Genomic DNA, 23964 nt, shown 5'->3' with positions numbered 1-23964 from the left:
CGGGGTCGAACTCCGTCGTCAGTCGCGCGTTAAAAGGCGCGGGGCAAGCTCTTTGAGAGCGCGTCGATAAACCTCGCGCTTGAATGTCACCACCTGGCCCAACGGATACCAATAACTGACCCAGCGCCAGCCATCGAATTCCGGTTTACCGGTCAAATCCATCCGCACCCGCTGCTCGTTAGAGATCAGGCGCAGGAGAAACCATTTCTGTTTCTGGCCGATGCACAGCGGTTGGCTGTGGGTACGGACCAGACGTTGCGGCAAACGATAGCGCAACCAGCCCCGGGTGCAGGCGAGAATTTCAACATCTTCGCGCTCAAGACCCACTTCTTCGTTCAACTCGCGGTACAAGGCGTCTTCCGGCGTCTCCTGGGGGTTGATCCCGCCCTGTGGAAACTGCCAAGCATCTTGATTGATACGGCGAGCCCATAGCACCTGTCCGGCATCATTCGTGAGAATGATCCCGACATTGGGGCGGAAACCATCGGGGTCGATCACGGCAACAACCTCGCAAACGCATGTCGCCGCATTGTTCCACAAAGGTTGTGAAGGCAGCAACGAGCCGGTCTACCTTATGTGCACTCTTGTGAAAAGTCCGTATTCTGGACGCCTTTCTACAGACTTTTCAGCGAGTAACTGCAATGCGGCTGGCTTTATTCGACTTGGACAACACGCTCTTGGGCGGTGACAGTGACCACGCCTGGGGCGATTACCTGTGCGAACGCGGCTTTCTCGACGCCGTCGCCTACAAGGCACGCAACGACGAGTTCTACCAGGATTACCTGGCCGGCAAGCTGGATAACGATGCCTACCTGAACTTCTGCCTGGAAGTGCTAGGCCGCACAGAGATGGCCACGCTGGATCAATGGCATCTGGATTACATGCGCGATTGCATCGAGCCGATCGTGCTGCCCAAGGCTATCGAACTGCTGGCCAAGCACCGCGAGGCCGGCGACAAGCTGGTGATCATCACCGCGACCAACCGTTTTGTTACCGAGCCGATTGCCCGGCGTCTGGGTGTCGAAACCCTGATCGCCACGGAATGTGAAATGGTTGATGGCCGCTACACCGGGCGCAGCACCGACATCCCGTGCTTCCGGGAAGGCAAGGTCACAAGGCTGGCTCGCTGGCTGGAAGAGAGCGGGTATTCGCTGGAAGGCAGTTATTTCTACAGCGACTCGATGAATGATTTGCCGTTGCTGGAGCAGGTGGCGAATCCGATTGCGGTCGATCCGGACCCGAATCTGCGCGCCGAAGCCGAGAAGCGTGGCTGGCCGGTGATTTCGTTGCGCGATTGAAATCGCCATCGCGAGCAGGCTCACTCCCACAGGAGATTTGCGTCAAACACAAATCCAATGTGGGAGCGAGCCTGCTCGCGATGGGGTCAACTCGGTTTCACGACTTAAACCGGCTTCGCGCCCATCAACCCCGCAATGGCGATAAAGCAGACAAAGCTGAACAGCGCCAACGCCAACGTAAACTTCCCATTCCCTCCCGCGGGCGTCTTGCGCAGCCGATTCAGCCGCACCAGCAACCAGAACCAGCCCAACGCCGCCACGGTGTAAAGCACACTGGAAGCCAACAACCAGACCTGCCCCAGCGGCCAGCCCACCAGATGCACCATCCACCAGCCAGTAAACGGCATGCTCAGCAGCGCCAGGCCCATCACCAGCCAGATAAACACCCACGGCCGTTGCAAGGTCCGCGTGTGAGCCGTCGCATCACCGTTGCGCCGTGCGCGCCAGATCCCGATCGCCAGACCCAGCGCGCTGATCAGCAGCAACACCGTCGCCACGACATGAGCGATTTTCAGGGTGGTTAACGTTTCCATTGTTCGATTTCCTTATGGCTTGCCCATCAGCGTAGCCGCTCAGCCGAGAAACAGCTGATAGGCCGGGTTGTCGCTTTCGTCCCAGTACGGGTAGCCGATTTCTTCCAGCGCGGCAGGCACCAGATGACGTTCGTCGTGAGGCACTTGCAGGCCCGCAACCACACGGCCATCCGCTGCGCCATGGTTGCGGTAGTGGAACATCGAAATATTCCAGCGCCCACCGAGCTTGTTGAGGAAGTTGAACAACGCACCCGGACGCTCAGGGAATTCAAAGCGCAGAATCACTTCGTCGACAACATGCGCTGCACGCCCGCCGACCATGTGGCGGATGTGCAGCTTGGCGAGTTCGTTGTCGGTCAGGTCCAGCACCGGGAAGCCCTGCTCAGTCAGACTGGCAAGCAGTGCACTGCGCGGATCATTTTCCGGATGCGTCTGCACGCCGACAAAGATGTGCGCTTCGCTGCCGGTGTTGTAGCGATAGTTGAACTCGGTGATCTGGCGTTTGCCGATGGCTTCGCAGAACGCCTTGAAGCTGCCCGGCTTCTCGGGGATGGTCACGGCGATGATGGCTTCGCGGCCCTCGCCCAGTTCGGCGCGTTCGGCAACATGGCGCAGGCGATCGAAGTTGACGTTGGCACCAGAGTCGATAGCGACAAAGGTGTGGCCGGTGACGCCGCGTTGCTCGACATATTTCTTGATCCCGGCCACGCCCAGGGCGCCGGCAGGTTCGGTGATCGAGCGGGTATCGTCGTAGATATCCTTGATCGCCGCGCAGATTTCGTCGGTGCTGACGGTGATCACTTCATCGACATAGTCTTTGCAGATGTCGAAAGTGTGCTGACCAATCTGCGCCACGGCGACGCCGTCGGCGAAAAGGCCGACAGTCGGCAGAATCACCCGCTCACCGGCCGCCATGGCCGCTTGCAGGCAATTGGAATCGTCCGGCTCGACGCCGATGATTTTGATTTCCGGGTGCAGGTACTTCACATACGCCGCGATCCCGGCGATCAGCCCGCCGCCGCCGACCGGAACGAAAATCGCATCCAGACGCCCCGGGTGCTGGCGCAGAATCTCCATCGCCACCGTGCCCTGCCCGGCAATGGTGTGGGGATCGTCGTAAGGGTGGATGTAGACGTAGCCTTTTTCGTCGACCAGTTTCAGCGAGTAGGCCAGGGCTTCCGGGAACGAATCCCCGTGCAGCACCACTTTGCCACCGCGCGAACGCACACCTTCGACCTTGATCTCCGGGGTGGTCTTGGGCATCACGATGGTCGCTTTCACGCCCAACACCTTGGCCGCCAGGGCCAGGCCTTGCGCATGGTTTCCCGCCGATGCGGTGACCACGCCGCGAGCGCGTTCTTCATCGCTGAGCTGGGTCAGCTTGTTGTAGGCGCCGCGAATCTTGAAGGAAAAAACCGGCTGCAAGTCTTCACGCTTGAGCCAAATATTATTGCCCAGCCGCTCGGAGAGCTGGCGGGCAGTCTGCAATGGGGTTTCTACGGCAACGTCATAAACGCGCGAGGTGAGGATCTTTTTGACGTACTGTTCGAGCATCGGAAAGCATCACTGAGCGGGTTGGGCAGGGCCAAGGAGTCTAACCCGGCTTTCAGGCGGGCGACCACACGAATCAAGAGGTTTTAGCCCGGCATGGGGCTATAATGCCGGCCTTTCCGTTCTCCCCTTGCCCGCTTCGGAGCCCGCATGACCCAGGATCAACTCAAACAGGCAGTGGCTCAGGCCGCCGTCGACTTCATCCTTCCGAAACTCGACGACAAGAGCATCGTCGGGGTCGGCACCGGCTCCACCGCCAACTGCTTCATCGATGCACTGGCCAAACACAAGGGCGCGTTCGACGGCGCGGTCGCCAGTTCCGAAGCCACCGCTGCCCGCCTCAAGGGCCACGGTATTCCGGTGTATGAGCTGAACACGGTCAGCGACCTGGAGTTCTACGTTGACGGCGCCGATGAAAGCGACGAACACCTGAACCTGATCAAGGGCGGCGGCGCAGCCCTGACCCGCGAGAAGATTGTCGCGGCCGTGGCCAAGACCTTCATCTGCATCGCCGATGGCAGCAAACTGGTGCCAGTGCTCGGCGCGTTCCCGCTGCCGGTCGAAGTGATCCCGATGGCCCGCAGCCACGTAGCTCGCGAGCTGGTGAAACTGGGCGGCGACCCGGTTTATCGTGAAGGCGTGCTGACCGACAACGGCAACATCATCCTCGACGTGTTCAACATGCAGATCACCAACCCGGTGGAACTGGAAACGCAGATCAACGCGATTGTTGGCGTAGTCACCAACGGTTTGTTTGCGGCCCGGCCTGCGGATTTGTTGCTCTTGGGCACCAGCGAAGGCGTGAAAACCCTGCGCGCCCAGTAAGCCGACACGCAGATAAACCATGTGGGAGCGAGCCTGCTCGCGATAGCGGTCTTTCAGTCAACATCTCTATCGACTGACACGGCCTCATCGCGAGCAGGCTCGCTCCCACAGTTGTTTTGGGGTGTTGGTCAGGGTTGCACTGGTTTTTTGAAGACGTAGAACAGGTTCGGCTCGCTCACCAGGTACATCGTGCCGTCGTCATCCATCGCGATCCCTTCCGCTTGCGGCACAGTTTTCTGCAACCCCTGACGGCCCTTGCTCAGGGACATGGTGCTCAGCGGTCGCCCGTCCACATCCAGTTCCAGAATCAGCCGCGACTCATCGGACAGCGCCAGCAGATGACCGCTGCGTTCGTCGTACTGCAAGCTCGACAGGTCCCGCACAAACATCCCGGCATCGCGCTTGGGGTTGTTGACCACATGCACCGCGTAGGATTTTTCCGGGTTGTAATGCGGGAAGCCCTGTACCTCGTAGATCAGCATCGGGTCGCGTTCCTTGGCGACAAACAACCGCTTGCCCACCGAGTCATAAGCTAACCCTTCAAACCCCTTGTTCCCGGTCATGTGCACGCCGAGGGTTATCTGCTCGGCCTCGGACGCGTCGAGGAACGTTGTGTCCTTCTCCAAATGAATCTTGATCAGCCGCTGCTCGCGCTCGTCCGTGATCACGTACGTGTCGGCACTGATGAATTCCACCGCTTCCGGATCGCCGAAGCCCACCAGCGCCACACGCCGCAGGATCTTGCCGTCGAGGGACATTTCGATCAGCTCGGCATTTTTGTTGGTGACGGTGAACAGACTTTTTCGCACCGGATCAAAGGTCAGCGCCGAGACATCGTCATCCAGGCCGTCGATGACCCGGGCTTCGATCTCCACCCGGTATTGATCCAGACCGATGGATTGGCTGCTCAAGGGCTGCCAGAGCGTATGCAAATTGAACCAGGCGCGCTCGAACAGGCGCAGGTATTGGCCGATCGCAATCAATGCACTCAGCATGATCACCGACAGGATCAGAATCAGGGGTTTGGGACGGGCAAGTCGGCGCATTCAGGCAAGCTCGAAATCGGGGCGGGCGAATGAAATACCACGGCAGTCTGAATTCAAGCTTAATGGCCAGTGGCCGCTGGTCCCGCAGGTTTACCCCAACGGGCGGTCGCGCGCCACCCTTACAAGCGGCTTATTTCTGCTTTTCGAAGCGGTAGAACAGATTCGGTTCGCTCACCATGTACAGCGTGCCGGCTTCGTCCATGGTCACGCCTTCGGCGCGGGGAATGGTTTTCTTCAGGCCATTGAAACCACCCAGCAAAGTCATGAAGCTGACCTGCTCGCCCTTCTCGTCCAGCTCCAGCAATAGGTGAGAGTCGGCAGACAACACCAGGGTATGGCCCGTACGCGGATCAATGGCCAGGGCGGACAGATTGCGAATGTCCAGTTCATCGCTGAGGAGCTTCTGCTTGTTGCCGGTGAGTGTTTGACTGCCGTCGCTTTTCCAGCTGAACAACGCCGGCGGACGCTCTTCACCCAGCAGGACTTGCTGATTGCGTGAATCCCAGACGATGGCTTCGAAGGCCTTGTTCTGGTCTTTCGAAGGGCCGAGGTCATATTTCGGGAAGTTGGCGATGTTCAGTTCGCGGGTATCGGCGTCAATCTTGACGATTGTGAGCATGTGCTCGCGCTCATCGACGATGGCCAGCAGACCGTTGCCCATCACAGTCACCCCTTCCGGGTTGCTCCAACCCACCAGCGGTATTTTTCGCAGCACGTCGCCCTGCAGGGTGAGTTCGACGAGGAACGGATTTTTGCCCATCACCGAAAACAGGGTCTTGGTTTGCGGATCGTAGGCCAGGTCGGACGCTTCGTCCTTTTCCATCCCTGGCAGCTGCTTGGCATCGATCACCGCCCGGTAATCCGGCAGCCAGACGCTTTCCTGGCGTTCGGCAGGGCTTTCGAAACGCTCCAGCACCCAAAGCACACCGCGGTCATCCCAATGCATCGCAAACGCGAGGCCATACGCGGCGGCGGCCACCAGCAAAAGCCAGGAATACCAGCGCATGGCAAAACGCGAGCGACGGGCAGTTTTAAGCTTGGGCAGTGGTTGGGTGACCATCGAGGGATGCGTTCCAGAAATTCAGGCTAAGGGTAATAGCACAATTGGGACCGGCTCAGACGCCGCAAGTCCCGGAATTATCCGGACGAGATGTGAAAAAAACGGGAAATGGCGGGAAAACCCTTCCATTGCCCATCACAGAAACCAAATGTGGGAGCGAGCCTGCTCGCGATGAGGCCAGCACATTCAACAATGATGTCGAATGACAGACCGCTATCGCGAGCAAGCTCGCTCCCACAGGGTTCAGCGATATCTGGGCTAGCGGACGCTGCTGGTGAAGCTGCTGGCGCCTGGCAATTCCAGCACCAGTTCGTCACCGACATTCAGCGGGCCAACGCCCACTGGCGTGCCAGTCAGGATTACGTCACCGGCCTGCAGCGAGAAGCAGCCGGCCATGTGCTGGATCATCGGCACGATTGGGTTGAGCATCGCGCTGCTGTTACCGTCCTGGCGCACTTCGCCGTTGATGGTCAGGCGGATACCGATGTCGGTCAGGTCAGCGAACGTGCTGCCGGATACGAATGGCGCAATCACCGCCGCACCGTCGAAGGACTTGGCAATTTCCCACGGCAGGCCTTTGGATTTCAGCTCGGCCTGCTTGTCGCGCAAGGTCAGGTCTAGCGCCGGGGCGAAGCCTGAGATAGCGTCGAGGACTTCTTCACGGCTTGGCTTGGTCGACAACGGCTTGCCGATCAACACCGCGATTTCCGCTTCGTAATGCACCGAGCCACGTTCGGTCGGAATGCTGAAACCGCCTTCCAGCGGCACTACGCAACTGCCCGGCTTTATGAACAGCAGCGGTTCTGTAGGCACCGGGTTGTCCAGTTCCTTGGCGTGTTCGGCGTAGTTGCGCCCGATGCACACCACTTTTCCCAGCGGGAAGTGAATACGCGTACCGTCGACATACTGGTGCTGATAGCTCATTACCGACTCCTGTTTCGTAGCGCTTAAATTCAAAAGTCAAACAGCGAAAATCTTGCCCGGGTTCATGATGCCGTTCGGGTCGAACACTGCCTTGACGGCTTTCATGTACTCGATCTCAACCGGGGAGCGGCTGTAGGTCAAGTAGTCACGCTTGGTCATGCCCACGCCGTGTTCGGCGGAAATCGAACCGTTGTACTTCTCGACGGTTTCGAACACCCACTTGTTGACGGTCGCGCACTTGGCGAAGAACTCGTCCTTGCTCAGGTTTTCAGGCTTGAGGATGTTCAAGTGCAGGTTGCCGTCGCCGATGTGGCCGAACCAGACGATTTCGAAGTCCGGGTAGTGTTCACCGACGATCGCATCGATTTCCTTCAGAAACGCCGGGACTTTCGACACAGTGACCGAAATGTCGTTCTTGTACGGCGTCCAGTGGGAAATGGTTTCGGAGATGTATTCGCGCAGCTTCCAGAGGTTCTGCAACTGGGTTTCGCTCTGGCTCATTACGCCGTCAAGTACCCAGCCCTGCTCAACGCAATGTTCGAAAGTTTCCAGGGCGTGGTTGGCCACTTCTTCGGTGGTCGCTTCGAATTCCAGCAACGCGTAGAACGGGCAATCGGTTTCGAATGGCGCTGGTACGTCGCCCCGGCCCATGACCTTGGCCAAGGCTTTATCGGAGAAGAATTCGAAGGCGGTCAGGTCGAGTTTGCTCTGGAACGCGTGCAGCACCGGCATGATCGAGTCGAAATCGGTAGTGCCGAGGACCATCGCGGTGAGGTTTTTCGGGGCACGGTCCAGACGCATGGTCGCTTCGACCACAAAACCGAGGGTGCCTTCAGCACCGATGAACAGCTGACGCAGGTCGTAACCGGTAGCATTCTTGATCAGGTCGCGGTTCAGCTCCAGCACATCGCCCTTGCCGGTGACGACTTTCATGCCGGCCACCCAGTTGCGGGTCATGCCGTAGCGAATCACCTTGATCCCGCCGGCATTGGTGCCGATATTGCCGCCAATCTGGCTGGAACCTGCCGAAGCGAAGTCCACCGGGTAGTACAGGCCTTTTTCTTCGGCGACGTTCTGCAAATGCTCGGTGACCACGCCCGGCTGGCAAACGGCGGTGCGGTCCGTCATGTTCACGTCGAGGATCTGGTTCATATAGTCGAACGAGACGACCACTTCGCCATTCGCGGCCACGGCAGCGGCGGAAAGCCCGGTGCGACCGCCGGACGGTACCAGCGCAACCTTGTGCTCATTGGCCCAGCGGACAATGGCCTGGACCTGTTCGGTGGTCTTGGGGAACACGATGGCGGTCGGGGCCGGGGCGAAATGCTTGGTCCAATCCTTACCGTAAGCATTCAGGGAGTCGGCATCGGTCAGCACCTTGCCAGGCTCAACCAGGGTCTTCAGCTCTTCAATCAGGGCAGGATTGGTCATCGACAGAACTCTCGAACAATTCATGGTCATCCTGAGAACGCTTCACGTCGCAGGAATGAGTGTTTAGCGGGGTGCGTATGCTAGCATACCGACCCCGCAGGGTAGTGCCCAACGGCTATTCTGCGGTAACGGCCTTCTTGCCGTTCGGGTCAGCGTCTGCTGGCTATTTCCTGCCATTTTTCTCCGGGATACAGGTTTACGCAGATGAGCAAGACTTCTCTCGATAAGAGCAAGATCAAGTTCCTTCTTCTCGAAGGCGTCCACCAATCGGCTGTCGACGTCCTCAAGTCGGCGGGCTACACCAGCATCGAGTACCTCACCGGTTCTCTGCCGGAAGCCCAGCTGAAGGAAAAGATTGCTGATGCGCACTTCATCGGCATTCGCTCCCGCACTCAACTGACCGAAGAAATCTTCGATCACGCGAAGAAACTGGTCGCTGTCGGCTGTTTCTGCATCGGCACCAACCAGGTCGACCTGAACGCGGCCCGCGAACGCGGCATCGCAGTGTTCAACGCGCCGTACTCCAACACTCGCTCCGTAGCGGAGCTGGTGCTGGCCGAAGCGATCCTGTTGCTGCGCGGCATCCCTGAGAAGAACGCTTCCTGCCACCGTGGCGGCTGGATCAAGAGCGCAGCCAACTCCTTCGAAATCCGCGGCAAGAAGCTGGGCATCGTCGGTTACGGCTCGATCGGTACTCAACTGTCGGTCCTGGCTGAAGGCCTGGGCATGCAGGTGTACTTCTACGACACCGTGACCAAGCTGCCACTGGGTAACGCGACTCAGGTCGGTAACCTGACCGAGCTGTTGGGCATGTCGGACATCGTCACCCTGCACGTTCCGGAAACCGCTGCGACCCAGTGGATGATCGGCGAGAAGGAAATCCGCGCCATCAAGAAGGGCGGGATTCTGATCAACGCTGCTCGCGGCACCGTGGTCGAGCTAGACGCCCTGGCGGACGCGATCAAGGACAAGCACCTGATCGGCGCGGCCATCGACGTATTCCCGGTGGAGCCTCGCTCCAACGACGAAGAGTTCGCAAGCCCGCTGCGTGGCCTGGACAACGTGATCCTGACCCCGCACATCGGCGGCTCCACCGCTGAAGCGCAAGCCAACATCGGTCTGGAAGTAGCAGAAAAACTGGTCAAGTACAGCGACAACGGTACTTCGGTATCGTCCGTGAACTTCCCGGAAGTGGCTTTGCCCGCTCACCCTGGCAAGCACCGTTTGCTGCACATCCACGAGAACATTCCGGGTGTGATGAGCGAGATCAACAAGGTCTTCGCCGAAAACGGCATCAACATTTCCGGTCAGTTCCTGCAGACCAACGAGAAAGTCGGTTACGTGGTGATCGACGTAGACGCCGAGTACTCGGAAATGGCGCAAGAGAAGCTGCAACACATCAACGGCACCATTCGTTGCCGCGTGTTGTTCTGATAGTGACTTGAGCGACAAAAAAAGGAGACCTTCGGGTCTCCTTTTTCATAGGCGCGGTTCTTTATTCCGAGCAGGTTACTTAACGTTGACGGTGATTTTCTCCGACACGATCGGCGGATCGAACGGCATGTGGCCGCTGTCGCCCAGTTCCAGCTGCAAGGTGTGTTTGCCCGGCGTCAGCTTTATTTCAGCCTGGGTCTGCGCCTTGCCGAAATGCAGATGGTTGGCATCATTGGGGATCGGCGCACCGGCGGCTGGCAGTTGATCGACATCGATCAGCAAGTGGTGATGGCCGGTGTTCTTGGTGACATCGCCCGCTGGCGCCAGCGCAATGTTCTCGACAGCGAACTTGACGACGACGGTTTGCGGAACCGTGGCTCCGTCCGCAGGAGAAACGATGGACACTTCAGCCCCCTTGGGAGCCGGCGTAGCAGCGGTTGCCAACATCGAAGCACTCAGCAAAAGGCCAGCGAATGCTGCTCGTGACATAAACGTTTTCATTCTCTTCTCCAGTTTTTTCGTAAAATCCGTGTGGCCATGACAACTTCACGGCCATTCGTTGTCGAAGGCACTCGACAACCATAGCAAAGCGAGCCTGAATCAGAGCATCGCAATAATGAATTCAAAGGAGTGACCATGCGTTTTTTGCCTGGCCTGATCTGCCTGCTACCCCTTCTGAGCTCTTTGGCTCATGCCGAACTGATTGACGACGTAAACGACCGCGGCGAATTGCGCATTGCCCTTGAGGCTAATACACCGCCCTTCAATTTCAAGGACGACGACAAACTAACGGGCTTCGAGGTCGAGTTGGGTCAACTGCTGGCCAACGAACTGGATGTACGGGCGGACTTCGTCGTCACCGATTCCAGCGATCTGTTGCAAGGCGTTGAAACCGGCAAGTACGACGTGGCCATCAACCACATAGCAGTGACCCCGGATCTCAAGGATCGTTTCGACTTCAGCGAACCTTACAGCTACGCCGATGCGCAATTGATCGCGCAAAAAGAAGAGCCGCCGCGCTCAATGCTGCTGGTGCAGTCGCTGAAGGAAGAAGCGCCGAAGGTTGGCCAGACAGTGAGCCTGGCGATTCCGTTTCAGAAGGGTAACCCGGCGTTTCATGCCAGCCTGGAAAACGCGCTGCAACGTATCAAGGCGGATGGGCGACTGGAGGCGTTATCGCAGAAGTGGTTGGGGACGGATACGAGTGTGGCGCCCAAACCCTAGATATCGTCAGCCGCTCGAACCACCCCTCACCCTAACCCTCTCCCCAGGGGGGCGAGGGGACTGACCGAGGTGTCTAACGCTATCCATCGACCTGAAGAATCGAGTCGAACTCAGGATTTGAAAAGCCCCCGATCGGCTCCCTTTCCCCCTCTCCCCATTGGGGCGGTCCGACGTTTCGGGAGGGCTGGGGTGAGGGGTGGTTCTTGAATCAGTTCAGAGTATTTAACGCCACCGCTGCTTCCGTCAACTCCAACTCACTGAAGACCTGAACGCCATGCCGCTTGAGCAATGCGGCAGTCACGCCTTCACCACTGACCTTCACCCCACTGAACGTCCCGTCGTAGGTCAACAGATTCCCGCAAGACGGGCTGTTGGCCTTGAGCACAGCAATGCGGATGCCGTGCTTTTGCACCAGCTCCAACGCCTGATAAGCACCGCTCAGAAACTGCGCACTGACATCCTCACCCTCGGTGGTGATCACTGAGGCGTGGCCATCCAGCACGTCACCACCTTGCCCGCCCGGAATCTCCGCCGCGGCCCTCGGCGTCGGCAACCCACCGGCAACCTCTGGACACAATGGCACCACCCGACCCTCATCGATCCACTGCTGAAGCTGATCGAACGGCCCGCTGGCCCCGCCGTCGTAGCGTACGCGGTGACCCAGCAGACAGCGGCTTACCAGAATTTTCTGCATGATCAGAACGGCTCGTTGCCACGACGCCGGAACCAGCCGGTCAACGACAGGCGATCCCGGATTGCGGGCAGGACTTCGTGGGGCACCTCGCCCGACAGGAACACCACCAGGCATCCGCCGACAGGCACTACATCGTATTCGACGCCCTCATCCAGGTACATGCGCAGCTGACCGCCGTGCTCGGGCAGCCACTCGTCATTGAGGTAGACCACCGCCGACACCATGCGCCGGTCATCATCGCGGAAACGGTCGATATGCTTGAGGTAGAACGCACCGGGCGGGTACAGGGCGAAATGGCTTTCGAAATCTTCCAGGCCCAGATACAACCCGCGATTCATCGCTTCGCGCAGGCTGTCCATCAACTCCAGATAGCTGTCGCACGCCAGCGCCTGACCGGGATCGATCCACTGGATATGGTCGCCACGAATTCCCTCGCGAATCTCCGATGACGGTCCGCGGCCCACCGCGGCCGGGGCCAATTCACCCTCGGCTGCACGTTTACGGCACTCAGCCGCCAGTTCCCGGGTCAGACCTAGAGGCAGGAAAATATTCTGCTGCGACCAGCCGTGTTCGGCCAGGTCGTCGACGATACGTAACAGCAGCGGGTGATCTGAGGGTATTTGCATGGCGCGCATAGTATTCCTGTGCCTGAGAATCCGACAGAGCCGCGCAGCGGGTTGATACGAATTCTCGACAAGTACGAAGGCCGCACGGAGAATAGTCGCCTGCTGACAGGAGTCCCTATGCGTCGTTTGCTTTTCTCAATGCTGATGTTCTGCGTTATGCCCGCTTGGGCAGACGGCCACGACCAGTTGTACAAGGTCGCCGGCTGGCCAGAACAACGCGCGCATTTCAACGATGCCCTCTCGGCCGCTCAGCAGCGGTACCAGAACAGTCTGCCACCGGCGGTGTTCCAGGCACTCGTAAACAACAGCAATCAGCGCTTTGCCCCTCAAGCCGTGGACCAACGCGCCGAAGCGCAACTGCGCAAATCTCTCTCCGATCCGAAACCTGCACTGACGTTCTTCCAATCGCCGCTGGGCAAGAAAGTCGTTGCCGCCGAACTGCTGGCGACCCGCCGTGATCAGTTGGCAAAAAATGCCAAGGGCCTGCCGAAGATGCAGGCCAGCGACACTCGCATGCTGATCATCGGTCATCTGGCCCAGGCCCTGCCCGCTCGCGAGGCCGGCGCTGAAGTCAGCCTGGCGATCGCCGGCGTCGCGGCCGACAGCCTGAGTTCGATGATCCCCGGCCTGCTCGGTGGTGGTCAGGCACAAGGCATGTTGAACGGTCAGCGTCAGCGCTTGATGGACCAGATCGGCAGCGACCTGAACAACACGCTGCTGTATGTCTATCGCGACCTGTCGGATAACGAACTGGAAGAGTTTGCGACGTTTGCCGAATCCACTGAAGGCAAGGCTTATTATCAGGCAGCGTTGGCGGCAATTCGCGCGGGGTTGGCGGTGGGGCAGGATACTTCAACGCTTCGCCAGTGATGCTCAGCGTCTGTTTGATCGCCATCGCGGGCAAGCCCGCGAAGAGGCCCTGACGGCCGCTAAAGATTCCGACCCTTGATCCGCTTGGTCAAAAACCCGAAATACTCGCCTCGCAACGCCAGCGTCTCATTCGCCAGATGATGCCGCGCCTCCGGCAACATCAACACCTGCGGCCGATCGAACTTGGCTTTCAACACCTCAAGGTTGTGCTCCCAATCCACCGTCATGTCCGCCTGCCCTTGCACGATCAACGGCCGCCGGGTACTTGCTGGTGCGACTTCGATGCGCTTGATCCACCGCGCCAGCGCACCGACCCAGGCCGTTGGCAAGCGCAGCGGCTGCAACGGATCGGCTTGCAGGAACGGCAAAAAGTCCGGGTCATTGGAGTTCTCGCTGAAACGCCGGGCGATGGCTTTGACAAAGGGCTTGAGCAGGTAATAGCTGAGCTGCGACCAGCCCCAGGCGCGCGGCCTTACCAACGGTGACAGCAGGATGACCTGGCCCTGGGCCGGGCTGCTCGCGCCCTGATTGAGCACATGATCGATCACGATCGCGCCACCGGTGCTCTGCCCGCACAGGTGCCACGGTTGCGGCAGGTCAAGCGACGACGCCTCGGCGAACAACCCTTGCAGCGTGTCCTGATACTCGGCGAAATCCTTGATGCTTGCCCGTTCGCCGCTGGACAATCCGTGCCCCGGCAAGTCGCAGGCAATCACCGCAAAACCCTGATCCAGCGCCCACTCGATCACATGCCGATAAAGCCCGGTGTGATCGTAGAAGCCGTGAAACAAAAACAGCGTCGCCTTCGCCCGCTCGGGCCACCAGAACTGACTGACCACTTCATAACCATCGACCGCGAAACGGCCCAGGCCACTGCGCAGGGTGCGTCCCGCAAAATCCAGCCCATAGAAGCGCTGGTAAGCCAGTGCTTCTGCCGACAACGGCTGCCCCTCGGCCAGTGGCCGCAGGCTGGCGCGCAGGTGATCGGGGTCGAAAGTGGCAGACATGAGCAATTCCAGAACACGAATCGGACTTTATGGGCCTGCGATATTCATCTGTCGCGGCAAGCATGGCAAGCTAGCCGACCTTTGAGGACTGAAACCCATGCGTTCGCCCTACCGCGCCACAGTGTTTGCCAGCCTGCTCGCGCTCGTGTGTGCCGGTGTGTTGTGGACGGCTTACGACTGGTTTCAAGGGCGTTATCTGCGGGCGTTCAGCGAGCACACTGCGGTGTTCTCCGGTGACCCGTTGCGCCTGCCCGACGAACTCGCCGGCCCCGGCGCCATCCGCCTGGTGCACTTCTGGGACCCGGCCTGCCCGTGCAATGTCGGCAATCAACAACACCTGACAGAACTGGTCGAGCAATATGTACCGCAGGGTGTGGAGTTTTATGCGGTACAAAAGCCGGGTAGCCACGGTCAGTTGCCGAGCACCTTGAGCCGCCTGAAAAGCATCACCGTCCTGCCAGGTTCGGAACAGATTCCCGCCAGCCCGGCCGTGGCGATCTGGGATCGCAGCGGCAAACTGGCGTATTTCGGTCCCTACAGCGAAGGCCTGACCTGCAATTCAAGCAACAGTTTTATCGAGCCGATTCTGCAAGCGTTAAACGAAGGCCGCACGGTGAATGCCACCCACACGCTGGCGGTGGGTTGTTACTGCCCGTGGCCCGTCGACCCAACGAAGTAGAGCCGGCGAGAAGGGCGAATCCCTCCTAAGTGTGATGAGCCGAATCAGCAAGCCATGCTAAACAGTGACGCCAGGGAACTGCTATCACTCATAACAACAAGGAATCACCATGAAACGTAGCTTGACCGTTCTTGCCGTGCTGATCGTCGCGCTCGCCGCAGGTGCCGGCTGGTACGTCTACAGCAAGCAGCCGTCACGCCAGGGCATGGTGGAGCTGCAGCACCTGCAAGGTTCGGTCACCGTGCGCTACGACGAGCGCGGCATCCCGCACATCCGCGCTGAAAATGAAACTGACCTGTACCGCGCCCTCGGTTACGTGCACGCCCAGGACCGGCTGTTTCAGATGGAAGTCCTGCGCCGACTGGCGCGCGGCGAACTGGCCGAAATCCTCGGCCCGAAACTGCTCGACACCGACAAGCTGATGCGCAGCCTGCGTATTCGCGAACGTGCCGAAACCTACCTGACGAACATGGATAAACAGTCGCCGGCCTTTATCGCCATGCAGGCCTATCTGGACGGCATCAATCAGTATCAGGACAGCCATCCAAAACCCGTCGAATTCGATGTACTGGGCATCCCCAAGCGTCCGTTCACTGCCCAAGACACCATCAGCATTGCCGGTTACATGGCCTACAGTTTTGCCGCGGCGTTTCGCACCGAACCGTTGCTGACCTATGTGCGCGATCAGTTGGGTGCCGACTACCTGAACATCTTCGATCTGGACTGGCAACCCAAGGGCGTGCTGGCGAAAAACCGCGTCGGTACCGTGCCGCCCCTCGCCAGTGCAGACTGGAAAGACCTCAACGCCCTCGCCCGTCTGAGCGAACAGGCGCTGGCCGACAACGGCTTGCCGCAGTTCGAGGGCAGCAACGCCTGGGTCGTCTCCGGCAGTCGAACCAAAAGCGGCAAGCCGCTGTTGGCCGGCGACCCGCATATCCGTTTTTCCGCACCGTCGGTGTGGTACGAAGCCCAGCTCTCGGCGCCGGGTTTCGATCTCTATGGCCACTATCAGGCATTGATGCCGTTCGCTTCGCTGGGGATGAACCGCGACTTCGGCTGGAGCATCACCATGTTCCAGAACGACGACCTCGATCTGATTGCCGAGAAGGTCAATCCGGGTAATCCCGATCAGGTCTGGTATCGCGGCAAATGGGTGGACCTGGTGACCAGCGAACAGCAGATCGCGGTCAAGGGCCAGGCACCGGTAACGCTGGTGCTGCGTCAGTCGCCCCATGGTCCGATCGTCAACGATGCGCTGGGCAGCGGCGTCGGTAAAACACCGATTGCCATGTGGTGGGGCTTTCTCGAAAGCCAGAATCCGATCCTTGAAGGCTTCTATCAGCTCAACCGCGCCGACACCCTGGCCAAGGCGCGCAATGCCGCCGCCAAGGTCCAGGCACCTGGCTTGAACATCGTCTGGGCCAATGCCAAGGGTGACATCGGCTGGTGGGCGGCGGCGCAACTGCCAAAACGTCCGGCGGGTGCGCGCCCGGGGTTCATCCTCGACGGCAGCACCGCGGAAGCGGACAAGGACGGTTTCTACCCGTTCAGCGCCAACCCGCAGGAAGAGAACCCGGCACGCGGTTACATCGTCTCGGCCAACTTCCAGCCGGTGTCGCCGACCGGCATCGAGATTCCCGGTTATTACAACCTGGCCGATCGGGGCCAGCAGCTCAATCGCCAGCTCAGCGACAAAAACATCAAGTGGGACCTCGACGCCAGCCAGAAACTGCAACTGGGCACCACCACGGCCTACGGCCCACGACTGTTGGCGCCATTGCTGCCGGTACTGCGTGAAGTGGTCAGCGATCCGGCCGAACTCAAGCTGGTGGAGCAACTGGCCCAGTGGAAAGGCGACTACCCGCTGGAATCCACAAGCGCCACGCTGTTCAACCAGTTGCTGTTCAACCTGGCTGACGCGACGATGCACGATGAACTGGGGAATGACTTCTTTGAAACGCTGCTCTCTACACGAGTGATCGACGCCGCGCTGCCACGTCTGGCCGCGACTGCCGACTCGCCGTGGTGGGACAACCGCAACACCCTCGGCAAGGAAACCCGTGCCGATACGGTCAAGGTGGCATGGCAAGCGAGCATTGCACACCTCAAGACCACGCTGGGCGCTGATGTCGCGCAATGGCAGTGGGGCAAGACGCACACGCTGACTCACGGCCATCCACTGGGGCAGCAGAAGCCGCTGGACCGGATCTTCAATGTCGGCCCGTTCGCCGCGCCAGGCACCCATGAAGTGCCGAATAACCTCTCGGCCAAGATCGGCCCGGCACCGTGGCCAGTGACCTATGGCCCATCGACCCGACGCCTGATCGACTTCGCCGACCCGGCCCACAGCCTGACCGTCAACCCGGTCGGCCAGAGTGGCGTGCCGTTCGACAGTCACTATGAAGACCAGGCCGAGGCGTATATCGAAGGGATCTACTACCAGGCGTACCTCAACGATGAAGAGGTCACGGCCAACACCCGCAGTACGTTGAAACTGTTACCGGCGCGGGCTGCGCAGTAGATTTTGATCGTTCCCACGCTCAGACCATCACCGCAAAGTTCAGCCTGAATTGCTGCGGCGTCACCCCCAACCGGCGATTGAACACACTGCGCATGTGCTGGGCATCGCGAAATCCGCACTGGTACGCCACGGTCTTGAGCGGCGAGCTGGTGCTTTCAAGCAGCACCCGCGCCGCGTCCACCCGTGCTTGCTCGACAAATTCTGCCGGGGTGATTTTCGCCTCTTTGGCAAATACCCGGGAAAAATTCCGGGCACTCATGTTGGCGGCGTTGGCCAGGTCGGCAATGGTCAGGTCGCCTGTCAGGTTGGCCAACACGTAGAGCTGCACCAACGCCACGGCAGAAGTGGGTTCGGCGTGAGGCGTAAGGAACGGGCTGAACTGCGACTGACCGCCAGAGCGTTGAGTGAACACCACCAGCCGTTTTGCCACACTCAGCGCTACTTCCGGCCCATGGTCCCGGGCCAGCAGGTACAACGACAAATCGATCCCCGCCGTGACACCCGCCGAGGTGTAGAGCTCAGCGTCCTGCACGTACAAACGGTCGGCTTCAACCTGGGTCGAAGGGCACAACGTCGCCAGCGCCGCAGCGTCCCCCCAATGGGTGGTGACCGTTCGCCCTTCCAGCAATCCGGCTCGAGCGAGCATGAACGCGCCGTTACAGATCGAGCCAAAGCGTTGCGCCAACGCGCAGGCATCACGCAACCAGGCATCGAATGCCGCGCCAAAATCCATGAACGGCAACTGCGGCCCACCGGCCACCAGCAGCAGGTCATAAGCCTCCAGCGCCTCGCTGAAATGCCGATGGGCATTGAGTGACAAGCCGTTGGAGCAGGCCATCACCCCGTGTTCGACGCCGATGACCTCTAACCGGTAATGATCCTGCGGTTCGAGGAAACGATTGGCTTCGGAAAACACATCCATGGGACCGGTGACGTCCAGGGACTGAACGCCTGCGAACACCACGATGGCAACGGTTTTACTCATGGCTCGCTTCGCCTCCTATGGCACTTGAGTGAGTGTCAGCTATCACACGACTTGCAGCTGCCGAGCCCGCGAGGCTGCCGCTACAGGGAATGCGTTCAACCTGAATTCAAACTTAGCCAATCCGGGCCCAACAAGCGAGGTTGGCGCGATATGCATGCTCATTGGCAAGGATCGCAGCCATGGATCGATTGTCCGGTTTCGGGTGCGGGAACAGACTGAACCTATCAGCGCCGCCACGGCGTTCCCCACGAGGAAAGCACCATGAGCAGCATCATCGCCGGTATCAAAATCCCCGACAGCGCGTTGGCCCGGGCCACCACTGAATACATTCGCGACGCAGAGCCCGACCTGCTGTATCACCACTCGCGCCGGGTGTTTCTGTTCGGCGCCCTGAGCGGTGAGCGCAAGCGGTTGGCCTATGATCCGGAGCAGCTGTACGTCGGCGCGATGTTCCATGACCTGGGTCTGGTAGAAGGTCATCGTACTGACGACGAGCGCTTCGAAGTCGACAGTGCCAACGCTGCCAAAGCGTTTCTGAAACCTTATGGTTTGACTGACGACGATATCGAACAGGTCTGGCTGTCGATTGCCCTGCACACCACACCGGGCGTGCCGCAGCACCTGCGTCCTAATGTGGCACTGGTTACCGCGGGGGTCGAAATGGATGTGCTGGGCATCGACTACGCAGCGTTTTCCACTGTGCAGCGTGAAGCGGTGGTGCATGCGCATCCACGGGGCGAAGGGTTCAAGGAGTGCATCCTGTGTGCATTCGCCAATGGCTTTAAACACAAACCGGACACCACGTTCGGCACCGTGAACGCGGATGTGCTGGTGGACAGCGAGCCAGGCTTCAAGCCGATGAACTTCGTCGAGATCATCCGCAAGTCCCCTTGGGTGTCGTAAAACAACTGTGGGAGCGAGCCTGCTCGCGAAGGGGCCATGTCAGTCAACACAGATGTCGACTGATAGACCGCTTTCGCGAGCAGGCTCGCTCCCACATGGTATCTGGGGTGGCCACTTATTCGTGGCCAACCCTCAAGCCGCTTCCGGCGCCTGTTGTGCGCGACGCACGTCCGGTTGTTTCCAGGAGTCGGCAGCGCTTTCTTCGATCGCCTGCTGAATCGCACGTTTGCGACTTTCTTCGGCACGACGGCTGAAGAACCAGACCAGGAACGTCATCAGCGAAACCGCCAGCAGAATCAGACTGGCCACGGCGTTGATCTCCGGTTTCACGCCCAGACGCACCGCCGAGAACACTTCCATTGGCAGGGTCGTCGAACCCGGGCCCGACACGAAGCTCGCCAACACCAGGTCATCCAGGGACAAGGCAAACGACATCATGCCGCCCGCCCCCAGGGATGGCGCAATCATCGGGATGGTGATCAGGAAGAACACCTTCCACGGCCGAGCACCGAGGTCCATGGCCGCCTCTTCGATGGACAGGTCCAGCTCACGCAAGCGCGCCGAGACCACTACAGCCACATACGCCGCACAGAACGTGGTGTGGGCGATCCAGATGGTGAGGATGCCGCGCTCCTGTGGCCAACCGATCATCTGCGCCATTGCCACGAACAGCAGCAACAGCGACAGACCGGTGATCACTTCGGGCATCACCAGCGGCGCGGTGACCAGGCCACCAAACAGCGTACGGCCCTTGAAGTGGGTGATACGGGTCAGCACGAAGGCCGCCAGCGTACCCAGCGCCACCGCCGCCACCGCCGTGTAGCAGGCGATTTCCAGCGAACGCACCACCGAGCCCATCAGTTGGGTGTTGTCCATCAAGCCGACGTACCACTTGATCGACCAGCCGCCCCACACCGTTACCAGTTTCGAGGCGTTGAACGAGTAGATCACCAGGATCAGCATCGGCGCGTAGATGAACAGCAGACCCGCTACCAACATGAAGCTTGAGAAACGGAAGCGCTTCATTCTTTGCCCTCCATTTCTTTGGCCTGACTACGGTTGAACAGAATGATCGGCACAATCAGGATCGCCAGCATGACCACTGCAAGCGCTGATGCCACCGGCCAGTCACGGTTGTTGAAGAACTCTTGCCAGAGCACTTTACCGATCATCAGGGTTTCCGGGCCGCCGAGCAGTTCCGGGATCACGAACTCACCCACCACCGGGATGAACACCAGCATGCAACCGGCGACGATGCCGTTTTTCGACAGCGGAATGGTGATCTTCCAGAAACTGTTGAAGGTGCTCGAACCCAGGTCGGATGCGGCTTCCAGCAGGCTGTTGTCGTGTTTCACCAGGTTGGCGTAGAGCGGCAGGATCATGAACGGCAGGTACGAATACACCACGCCGATGTACACCGCCAGGTTGGTGTTGAGGATCTGCAGCGGTTCGTCGATCCAGCCCATGGTCATCAGGAAACCATTGAGCAGACCGTTGTTGCTGAGGATGCCCATCCACGCGTAAACGCGGATCAGGATCGCGGTCCAGGTCGGCATCATGATCAGCAGCACCAGCACCGTTTGCATCTCTTTGCGGGCACTGGCGATGGCGTAGGCCATCGGGTAGCCGATCAGCAAACAGAGGACGGTACTGATCAGCGCCATCTTCAACGAGCCGAGGTAAGCGGCGATGTATAACTCATCGCCGGCCAGCATCGCGTAGTTGCTCAGGTTAAGCAGCAACTGCACTTTTTGGTCGAGGTAGCTGTAGATCTCGGTGTACGGCGGAATCGCGACGTCGGCTTCGGCGAAGCTGATCTTCAGGACGATGAAGAACGGCAACATGAAGAACAGGAACAACCAAATGAACGGAACCCCGATGACCAGCTGACGGCCACCGGGAATTATTCGATTGAGGCGGCGTTTGAATTTGCGCATGTTCATGAGCGAAGTACCACGCCGCTGTCGTCTTCCCAATACACGTAAACCTGGTCACCCCAGGTTGGGCGCTGACCACGGCGCTCGGCGTTGGCGACGAAAGACTGGACGATCTTGCCGCTCGGCAGTTCGACGTAGAACACCGAGTGACCACCGAGGTAGGCGATGTCGTGCACCTTGCCGCTGGACCAGTTGTATTCGCAGGTCGGCATGGTCGGGGTCACCAGCAGTTTTTCCGGACGGATCGCGTAGGTCACGGATTTATCCTGCACCGAGGTGCTGATGCCGTGGCCGACGTAGATCTGGCGGTCCAGGTCCTTGCAGGTGATGATCGCGTGGCCTTCGGCGTCGTCGATCACTTCGCCGTCGAAGATGTTGACGTTGCCGATGAACTCGCAAACCAGACGGCTGGTCGGGGTTTCGTAGATGTCGATCGGGCTGCCGATCTGGGCGATCCAGCCCAGGTGCATGATCGCGATGCGCTCGGCCATGGTCATGGCCTCTTCCTGGTCGTGGGTCACCATGACGCAGGTTACGCCGACGCGCTCGATGATCTCGACCAGTTCAAGCTGCATTTGCGAACGCAGCTTCTTGTCCAACGCACCCATCGGTTCGTCGAGCAGCAACAGCTTCGGTCGCTTGGCCAACGAGCGGGCCAACGCCACACGCTGACGCTGGCCACCGGACAGCTGATGCGGCTTGCGCTTGGCGTACTGCGTCATCTGAACCAGCTTGAGCATGTCCGCGACACGGGCATCGACTTCAGCTGCGGGGATTTTGTCCTGCTTGAGGCCGAAGGCGATGTTCTGCGCCACGGTCATGTGCGGGAACAAGGCGTAAGACTGAAACATCATGTTGATCGGCCGCTCGTACGGCGGCATGTCCGTGATGTCGACACCATCGAGGAAAATGCGCCCCTCCGTGGGCCGTTCGAAGCCTGCCAGCATACGCAGCAACGTGGATTTGCCCGATCCCGAACCGCCGAGCAGGGCGAAAATCTCGCCTTTTTTGATTTCTAGGGACACATCGTCCACGGCAATCGTCTCGTCGAACTTCTTCGTGACCCGGTCGATTTTGACCAACACCTGTTTGGGTGATTGGTCGCCCGCGAGGGCTTTCTTATAGGCGCCGGAGGCAACTGCCATTTACGAAACTCCCAACAAAATTGCAGTTCGCCCCAGTGAGCGAACCTTGGATAATTTGAGCCTTGTCGCTATTTACCCGACTTGACCTTGGTCCAGCTGCGGGTCATCAAACGTTGAATTTTCGGTGGTAACTCCATCGACACGTAAGTCTTGTCGAGGACGGCTTGCGGTGGATAAACCGATGCGTCGGTGCGAATGGACTGTTCCATCAGTTTGTCCGAAGCGGGGTTGGGATTGGCATAGCCGACCGAATCACTGACTTGTGCAATGACCTCGGGTTTCAACAAATAGTTGATGAAGGCGTGGGCCTCTTTGACGTTGCTCGAGTCCTTCGGAATCGCCAGCATGTCGAACCACAACGCACCGCCCTCTTTGGGAATCGAGTAGGCGATGTCCACACCTTTCTTCGCTTCGGCTGCGCGAGCCTGGGCCTGGAACATGTCGCCGGAAAAGCCGATGGCGACGCAGATATCGCCGTTGGCCAGGTCCGCGATGTATTTGGAAGAATGGAAATAGGTCACGTAAGGCCGCACCGCGAGCAACTTGGCTTCAGCCTTTTTGTAGTCTTCGGGGTGGGTGCTGTTGGGGTTCAGGCCCATGTAATTGAGGACGCTAGGCATCATTTCATCGGCGGAGTCGAGGAACGCCACGCCGCAACTGTGCAGCTTCTTGATGTTTTCCGGCTCGAACACCACATCCCAGGAATCAATCTTGTCGAGGCCCAGCACGGCCTTGACCTTCTCGACGTTGTAACCGATGCCGTTGGTGCCCCATAGGTACGGCACGGCGTATTGGTTACCCGGATCGTTCTGCTCCAGGCGCTTGAGCAGCACCGGGTCGAGGTAGGAATAGTTGGTCAGCAGTTTCTTGTCGAGCTTCTGGAAAGCACCGGCCTTGATCTGCTTGCCGAGGAAGTGGTTGGACGGCACGACCACGTCATAACCGGTACGGCCAGCCAGCAACTTGCCTTCCAGGGTTTCATTGGAATCGAACACGTCGTAAACCGGTTTGATGCCGGTCTCTTTCTCGAAGTCTGCCAGGGTGGTCGGACCGATGTAGTCCGACCAGTTATAAATATGCACCGTGCCGGCGGCCTGGACACTAACGGCGAACGTCAGTCCGGCACCGACCAGCAGTGCATTGCGCAACAAAGAAAAAATAGGCACGTGGAGGTCCTCTAAAATTAGTTGGGCCCAAGTTGCCCCGCGTTACATGACAGCCATGGCTGCCCGGCAACTAAACCGGCGCGCAACTTACCCTCGAAAAACCGT

At 59.3% G+C, this 23964-nt stretch carries 24 protein-coding genes; 8 read left to right on the top strand and 16 right to left on the bottom strand.

The annotated features are described in order from the left end of the window. Positions 1 to 18: 18 nt before the first annotated feature. Complete coding sequence (locus tag FQ185_RS03800; RefSeq protein WP_007945562.1) at positions 19 to 498, bottom strand: RNA pyrophosphohydrolase; 480 nt, start codon at positions 496 to 498, stop codon at positions 19 to 21. Positions 499 to 641: 143 nt separating this feature from the next. On the opposite strand from FQ185_RS03800, the gene FQ185_RS03795 reads away from it, so the two are divergent. Further along, positions 642 to 1298 (top strand): HAD family phosphatase, encoded by a 657-nt coding sequence (locus tag FQ185_RS03795; RefSeq protein ID WP_149416317.1) that lies wholly within the window; start codon positions 642 to 644, stop codon positions 1296 to 1298. A 104-nt stretch (positions 1299 to 1402) separates the two neighbouring features. On the opposite strand, the gene FQ185_RS03790 is transcribed toward FQ185_RS03795, so the two are convergent. After that, a complete protein-coding gene (locus FQ185_RS03790; RefSeq protein WP_149416316.1) occupies positions 1403 to 1831 on the bottom strand; it encodes a DUF2269 domain-containing protein in 429 nt (142 codons plus the stop codon). Positions 1832 to 1870: 39 nt separating this feature from the next. Next, complete coding sequence (gene ilvA / locus FQ185_RS03785) at positions 1871 to 3385, bottom strand: threonine ammonia-lyase, biosynthetic (protein WP_149416315.1); 1515 nt, start codon at positions 3383 to 3385, stop codon at positions 1871 to 1873. Between the two features lie 147 nt (positions 3386 to 3532). On the opposite strand from ilvA, the gene rpiA reads away from it, so the two are divergent. Then, complete coding sequence (gene rpiA / locus FQ185_RS03780) at positions 3533 to 4207, top strand: ribose-5-phosphate isomerase RpiA (RefSeq protein ID WP_149416314.1); 675 nt, start codon at positions 3533 to 3535, stop codon at positions 4205 to 4207. Positions 4208 to 4335: 128 nt separating this feature from the next. Here the strand turns inward: rpiA and FQ185_RS03775 are convergent, their stop codons facing one another. The 4 genes from FQ185_RS03775 to FQ185_RS03760 form a co-directional block, all read right to left on the bottom strand. Beyond that, positions 4336 to 5253 carry an SdiA-regulated domain-containing protein gene (locus FQ185_RS03775; protein ID WP_149416313.1) on the bottom strand — a complete coding sequence of 306 codons (918 nt, stop codon included), beginning with the start codon at positions 5251 to 5253 and terminating at the stop codon, positions 4336 to 4338. Positions 5254 to 5383: 130 nt separating this feature from the next. After that, positions 5384 to 6313, bottom strand: a complete 930-nt coding sequence (locus FQ185_RS03770; RefSeq protein ID WP_149416312.1) for an SdiA-regulated domain-containing protein — start codon at positions 6311 to 6313, stop codon at positions 5384 to 5386. A 258-nt stretch (positions 6314 to 6571) separates the two neighbouring features. Then, on the bottom strand, positions 6572 to 7237 hold the full coding sequence (locus FQ185_RS03765) for a fumarylacetoacetate hydrolase family protein (RefSeq protein WP_149416311.1): 666 nt from the start codon (positions 7235 to 7237) through the stop codon (positions 6572 to 6574). Positions 7238 to 7273: 36 nt separating this feature from the next. Then, the gene (locus FQ185_RS03760; RefSeq protein ID WP_149416310.1) at positions 7274 to 8668 is read right to left on the bottom strand and encodes an FAD-binding oxidoreductase; all 1395 of its coding nucleotides are present in this window, start codon (positions 8666 to 8668) and stop codon (positions 7274 to 7276) included. Between the two features lie 204 nt (positions 8669 to 8872). Here FQ185_RS03760 and serA point away from each other — a divergent pair, with 204 nt between their 5' ends. Continuing rightward, a complete protein-coding gene (gene serA / locus FQ185_RS03755) occupies positions 8873 to 10102 on the top strand; it encodes a phosphoglycerate dehydrogenase (RefSeq protein ID WP_149416309.1) in 1230 nt (409 codons plus the stop codon). Positions 10103 to 10177: 75 nt separating this feature from the next. Here serA and FQ185_RS03750 read toward each other — a convergent pair whose 3' ends face one another. Next, positions 10178 to 10603, bottom strand: coding sequence for a DUF4399 domain-containing protein (locus FQ185_RS03750; RefSeq protein ID WP_149416308.1), 426 nt, complete (start codon positions 10601 to 10603; stop codon positions 10178 to 10180). Positions 10604 to 10738: 135 nt separating this feature from the next. Between FQ185_RS03750 and FQ185_RS03745 the strand changes: the two genes are divergently transcribed. Continuing rightward, complete coding sequence (locus FQ185_RS03745) at positions 10739 to 11326, top strand: transporter substrate-binding domain-containing protein (protein ID WP_149416307.1); 588 nt, start codon at positions 10739 to 10741, stop codon at positions 11324 to 11326. Between the two features lie 208 nt (positions 11327 to 11534). On the opposite strand, the gene FQ185_RS03740 is transcribed toward FQ185_RS03745, so the two are convergent. Both FQ185_RS03740 and FQ185_RS03735 read right to left on the bottom strand, forming a co-directional pair. After that, a complete protein-coding gene (locus tag FQ185_RS03740) occupies positions 11535 to 12020 on the bottom strand; it encodes a DUF523 domain-containing protein (RefSeq protein WP_149416306.1) in 486 nt (161 codons plus the stop codon). Between the two features lie 2 nt (positions 12021 to 12022). Continuing rightward, positions 12023 to 12655 carry a 2OG-Fe(II) oxygenase gene (locus tag FQ185_RS03735; RefSeq protein ID WP_149416305.1) on the bottom strand — a complete coding sequence of 211 codons (633 nt, stop codon included), beginning with the start codon at positions 12653 to 12655 and terminating at the stop codon, positions 12023 to 12025. 108 nt (positions 12656 to 12763) lie between these two features. Here FQ185_RS03735 and FQ185_RS03730 point away from each other — a divergent pair, with 108 nt between their 5' ends. Continuing rightward, the gene (locus FQ185_RS03730; protein WP_149416304.1) at positions 12764 to 13516 is read left to right on the top strand and encodes a DUF2059 domain-containing protein; all 753 of its coding nucleotides are present in this window, start codon (positions 12764 to 12766) and stop codon (positions 13514 to 13516) included. 59 nt (positions 13517 to 13575) lie between these two features. On the opposite strand, the gene FQ185_RS03725 is transcribed toward FQ185_RS03730, so the two are convergent. After that, on the bottom strand, positions 13576 to 14523 hold the full coding sequence (locus FQ185_RS03725) for an alpha/beta hydrolase (protein WP_149416303.1): 948 nt from the start codon (positions 14521 to 14523) through the stop codon (positions 13576 to 13578). A gap of 97 nt (positions 14524 to 14620) precedes the next feature. Between FQ185_RS03725 and FQ185_RS03720 the strand changes: the two genes are divergently transcribed. Then, positions 14621 to 15202: a DUF6436 domain-containing protein gene (locus tag FQ185_RS03720; RefSeq protein WP_149416302.1), complete on the top strand. Its 582-nt coding sequence runs from the start codon at positions 14621 to 14623 to the stop codon at positions 15200 to 15202. A gap of 109 nt (positions 15203 to 15311) precedes the next feature. Then, positions 15312 to 17723 carry a penicillin acylase family protein gene (locus FQ185_RS03715; RefSeq protein ID WP_149416301.1) on the top strand — a complete coding sequence of 804 codons (2412 nt, stop codon included), beginning with the start codon at positions 15312 to 15314 and terminating at the stop codon, positions 17721 to 17723. Between the two features lie 19 nt (positions 17724 to 17742). Here the strand turns inward: FQ185_RS03715 and FQ185_RS03710 are convergent, their stop codons facing one another. After that, positions 17743 to 18708, bottom strand: a complete 966-nt coding sequence (locus tag FQ185_RS03710) for a GlxA family transcriptional regulator (RefSeq protein ID WP_149416300.1) — start codon at positions 18706 to 18708, stop codon at positions 17743 to 17745. Positions 18709 to 18969: 261 nt separating this feature from the next. On the opposite strand from FQ185_RS03710, the gene FQ185_RS03705 reads away from it, so the two are divergent. Beyond that, positions 18970 to 19611 (top strand): HD domain-containing protein, encoded by a 642-nt coding sequence (locus FQ185_RS03705; RefSeq protein WP_149416299.1) that lies wholly within the window; start codon positions 18970 to 18972, stop codon positions 19609 to 19611. A gap of 132 nt (positions 19612 to 19743) precedes the next feature. Here FQ185_RS03705 and FQ185_RS03700 read toward each other — a convergent pair whose 3' ends face one another. The 4 genes from FQ185_RS03700 to FQ185_RS03685 all read right to left on the bottom strand — a co-directional run bounded on the left by FQ185_RS03700 (position 19744) and on the right by FQ185_RS03685 (position 23859). Continuing rightward, positions 19744 to 20637 (bottom strand): ABC transporter permease subunit, encoded by an 894-nt coding sequence (locus FQ185_RS03700; protein ID WP_149416298.1) that lies wholly within the window; start codon positions 20635 to 20637, stop codon positions 19744 to 19746. Further along, positions 20634 to 21554, bottom strand: coding sequence for an ABC transporter permease subunit (locus tag FQ185_RS03695; protein WP_046053747.1), 921 nt, complete (start codon positions 21552 to 21554; stop codon positions 20634 to 20636). The genes FQ185_RS03700 and FQ185_RS03695 overlap by 4 nt, the downstream gene beginning before the upstream one ends. Then, the gene (locus FQ185_RS03690) at positions 21551 to 22693 is read right to left on the bottom strand and encodes an ABC transporter ATP-binding protein (protein WP_149416297.1); all 1143 of its coding nucleotides are present in this window, start codon (positions 22691 to 22693) and stop codon (positions 21551 to 21553) included. The genes FQ185_RS03695 and FQ185_RS03690 overlap by 4 nt, the downstream gene beginning before the upstream one ends. A gap of 68 nt (positions 22694 to 22761) precedes the next feature. Then, positions 22762 to 23859, bottom strand: coding sequence for a polyamine ABC transporter substrate-binding protein (locus FQ185_RS03685; protein WP_149416296.1), 1098 nt, complete (start codon positions 23857 to 23859; stop codon positions 22762 to 22764). Between the last annotated feature and the right edge of the window lie 105 nt (positions 23860 to 23964).

The organism is Pseudomonas sp. ANT_H12B (genome assembly GCF_008369325.1).
Lineage (GTDB): Bacteria > Pseudomonadota > Gammaproteobacteria > Pseudomonadales > Pseudomonadaceae > Aquipseudomonas.
Note: the sequence above shows the minus strand (reverse complement) of the source record. Positions and strands in the feature narration are given on the sequence as shown.

Bases quoted from the DNA above. Each gene is read 5' to 3' on its own strand.
- FQ185_RS03760 (WP_149416310.1), bottom strand. From the start codon at position 8,668: ATGACCAATCCTGCCCTGATTGAAGAGCTGAAGACCCTGGTTGAGCCT.
- FQ185_RS03730 (WP_149416304.1), top strand. From the start codon at position 12,764: ATGCGTCGTTTGCTTTTCTCAATGCTGATGTTCTGCGTTATGCCCGCT.
- FQ185_RS03740 (WP_149416306.1), bottom strand. From the start codon at position 12,020: ATGCAGAAAATTCTGGTAAGCCGCTGTCTGCTGGGTCACCGCGTACGC.
- serA (WP_149416309.1), top strand. From the start codon at position 8,873: ATGAGCAAGACTTCTCTCGATAAGAGCAAGATCAAGTTCCTTCTTCTC.
- FQ185_RS03690 (WP_149416297.1), bottom strand. From the start codon at position 22,693: ATGGCAGTTGCCTCCGGCGCCTATAAGAAAGCCCTCGCGGGCGACCAA.
- FQ185_RS03770 (WP_149416312.1), bottom strand. From the start codon at position 6,313: ATGGTCACCCAACCACTGCCCAAGCTTAAAACTGCCCGTCGCTCGCGT.
- FQ185_RS03765 (WP_149416311.1), bottom strand. From the start codon at position 7,237: ATGAGCTATCAGCACCAGTATGTCGACGGTACGCGTATTCACTTCCCG.
- FQ185_RS03710 (WP_149416300.1), bottom strand. From the start codon at position 18,708: ATGAGTAAAACCGTTGCCATCGTGGTGTTCGCAGGCGTTCAGTCCCTG.
- FQ185_RS03705 (WP_149416299.1), top strand. From the start codon at position 18,970: ATGAGCAGCATCATCGCCGGTATCAAAATCCCCGACAGCGCGTTGGCC.
- FQ185_RS03715 (WP_149416301.1), top strand. From the start codon at position 15,312: ATGAAACGTAGCTTGACCGTTCTTGCCGTGCTGATCGTCGCGCTCGCC.
- FQ185_RS03775 (WP_149416313.1), bottom strand. From the start codon at position 5,253: ATGCGCCGACTTGCCCGTCCCAAACCCCTGATTCTGATCCTGTCGGTG.
- FQ185_RS03745 (WP_149416307.1), top strand. From the start codon at position 10,739: ATGCGTTTTTTGCCTGGCCTGATCTGCCTGCTACCCCTTCTGAGCTCT.
- rpiA (WP_149416314.1), top strand. From the start codon at position 3,533: ATGACCCAGGATCAACTCAAACAGGCAGTGGCTCAGGCCGCCGTCGAC.
- FQ185_RS03695 (WP_046053747.1), bottom strand. From the start codon at position 21,554: ATGAACATGCGCAAATTCAAACGCCGCCTCAATCGAATAATTCCCGGT.
- FQ185_RS03795 (WP_149416317.1), top strand. From the start codon at position 642: ATGCGGCTGGCTTTATTCGACTTGGACAACACGCTCTTGGGCGGTGAC.
- ilvA (WP_149416315.1), bottom strand. From the start codon at position 3,385: ATGCTCGAACAGTACGTCAAAAAGATCCTCACCTCGCGCGTTTATGAC.
- FQ185_RS03790 (WP_149416316.1), bottom strand. From the start codon at position 1,831: ATGGAAACGTTAACCACCCTGAAAATCGCTCATGTCGTGGCGACGGTG.
- FQ185_RS03725 (WP_149416303.1), bottom strand. From the start codon at position 14,523: ATGTCTGCCACTTTCGACCCCGATCACCTGCGCGCCAGCCTGCGGCCA.
- FQ185_RS03750 (WP_149416308.1), bottom strand. From the start codon at position 10,603: ATGAAAACGTTTATGTCACGAGCAGCATTCGCTGGCCTTTTGCTGAGT.
- FQ185_RS03720 (WP_149416302.1), top strand. From the start codon at position 14,621: ATGCGTTCGCCCTACCGCGCCACAGTGTTTGCCAGCCTGCTCGCGCTC.
- FQ185_RS03735 (WP_149416305.1), bottom strand. From the start codon at position 12,655: ATGCGCGCCATGCAAATACCCTCAGATCACCCGCTGCTGTTACGTATC.
- FQ185_RS03700 (WP_149416298.1), bottom strand. From the start codon at position 20,637: ATGAAGCGCTTCCGTTTCTCAAGCTTCATGTTGGTAGCGGGTCTGCTG.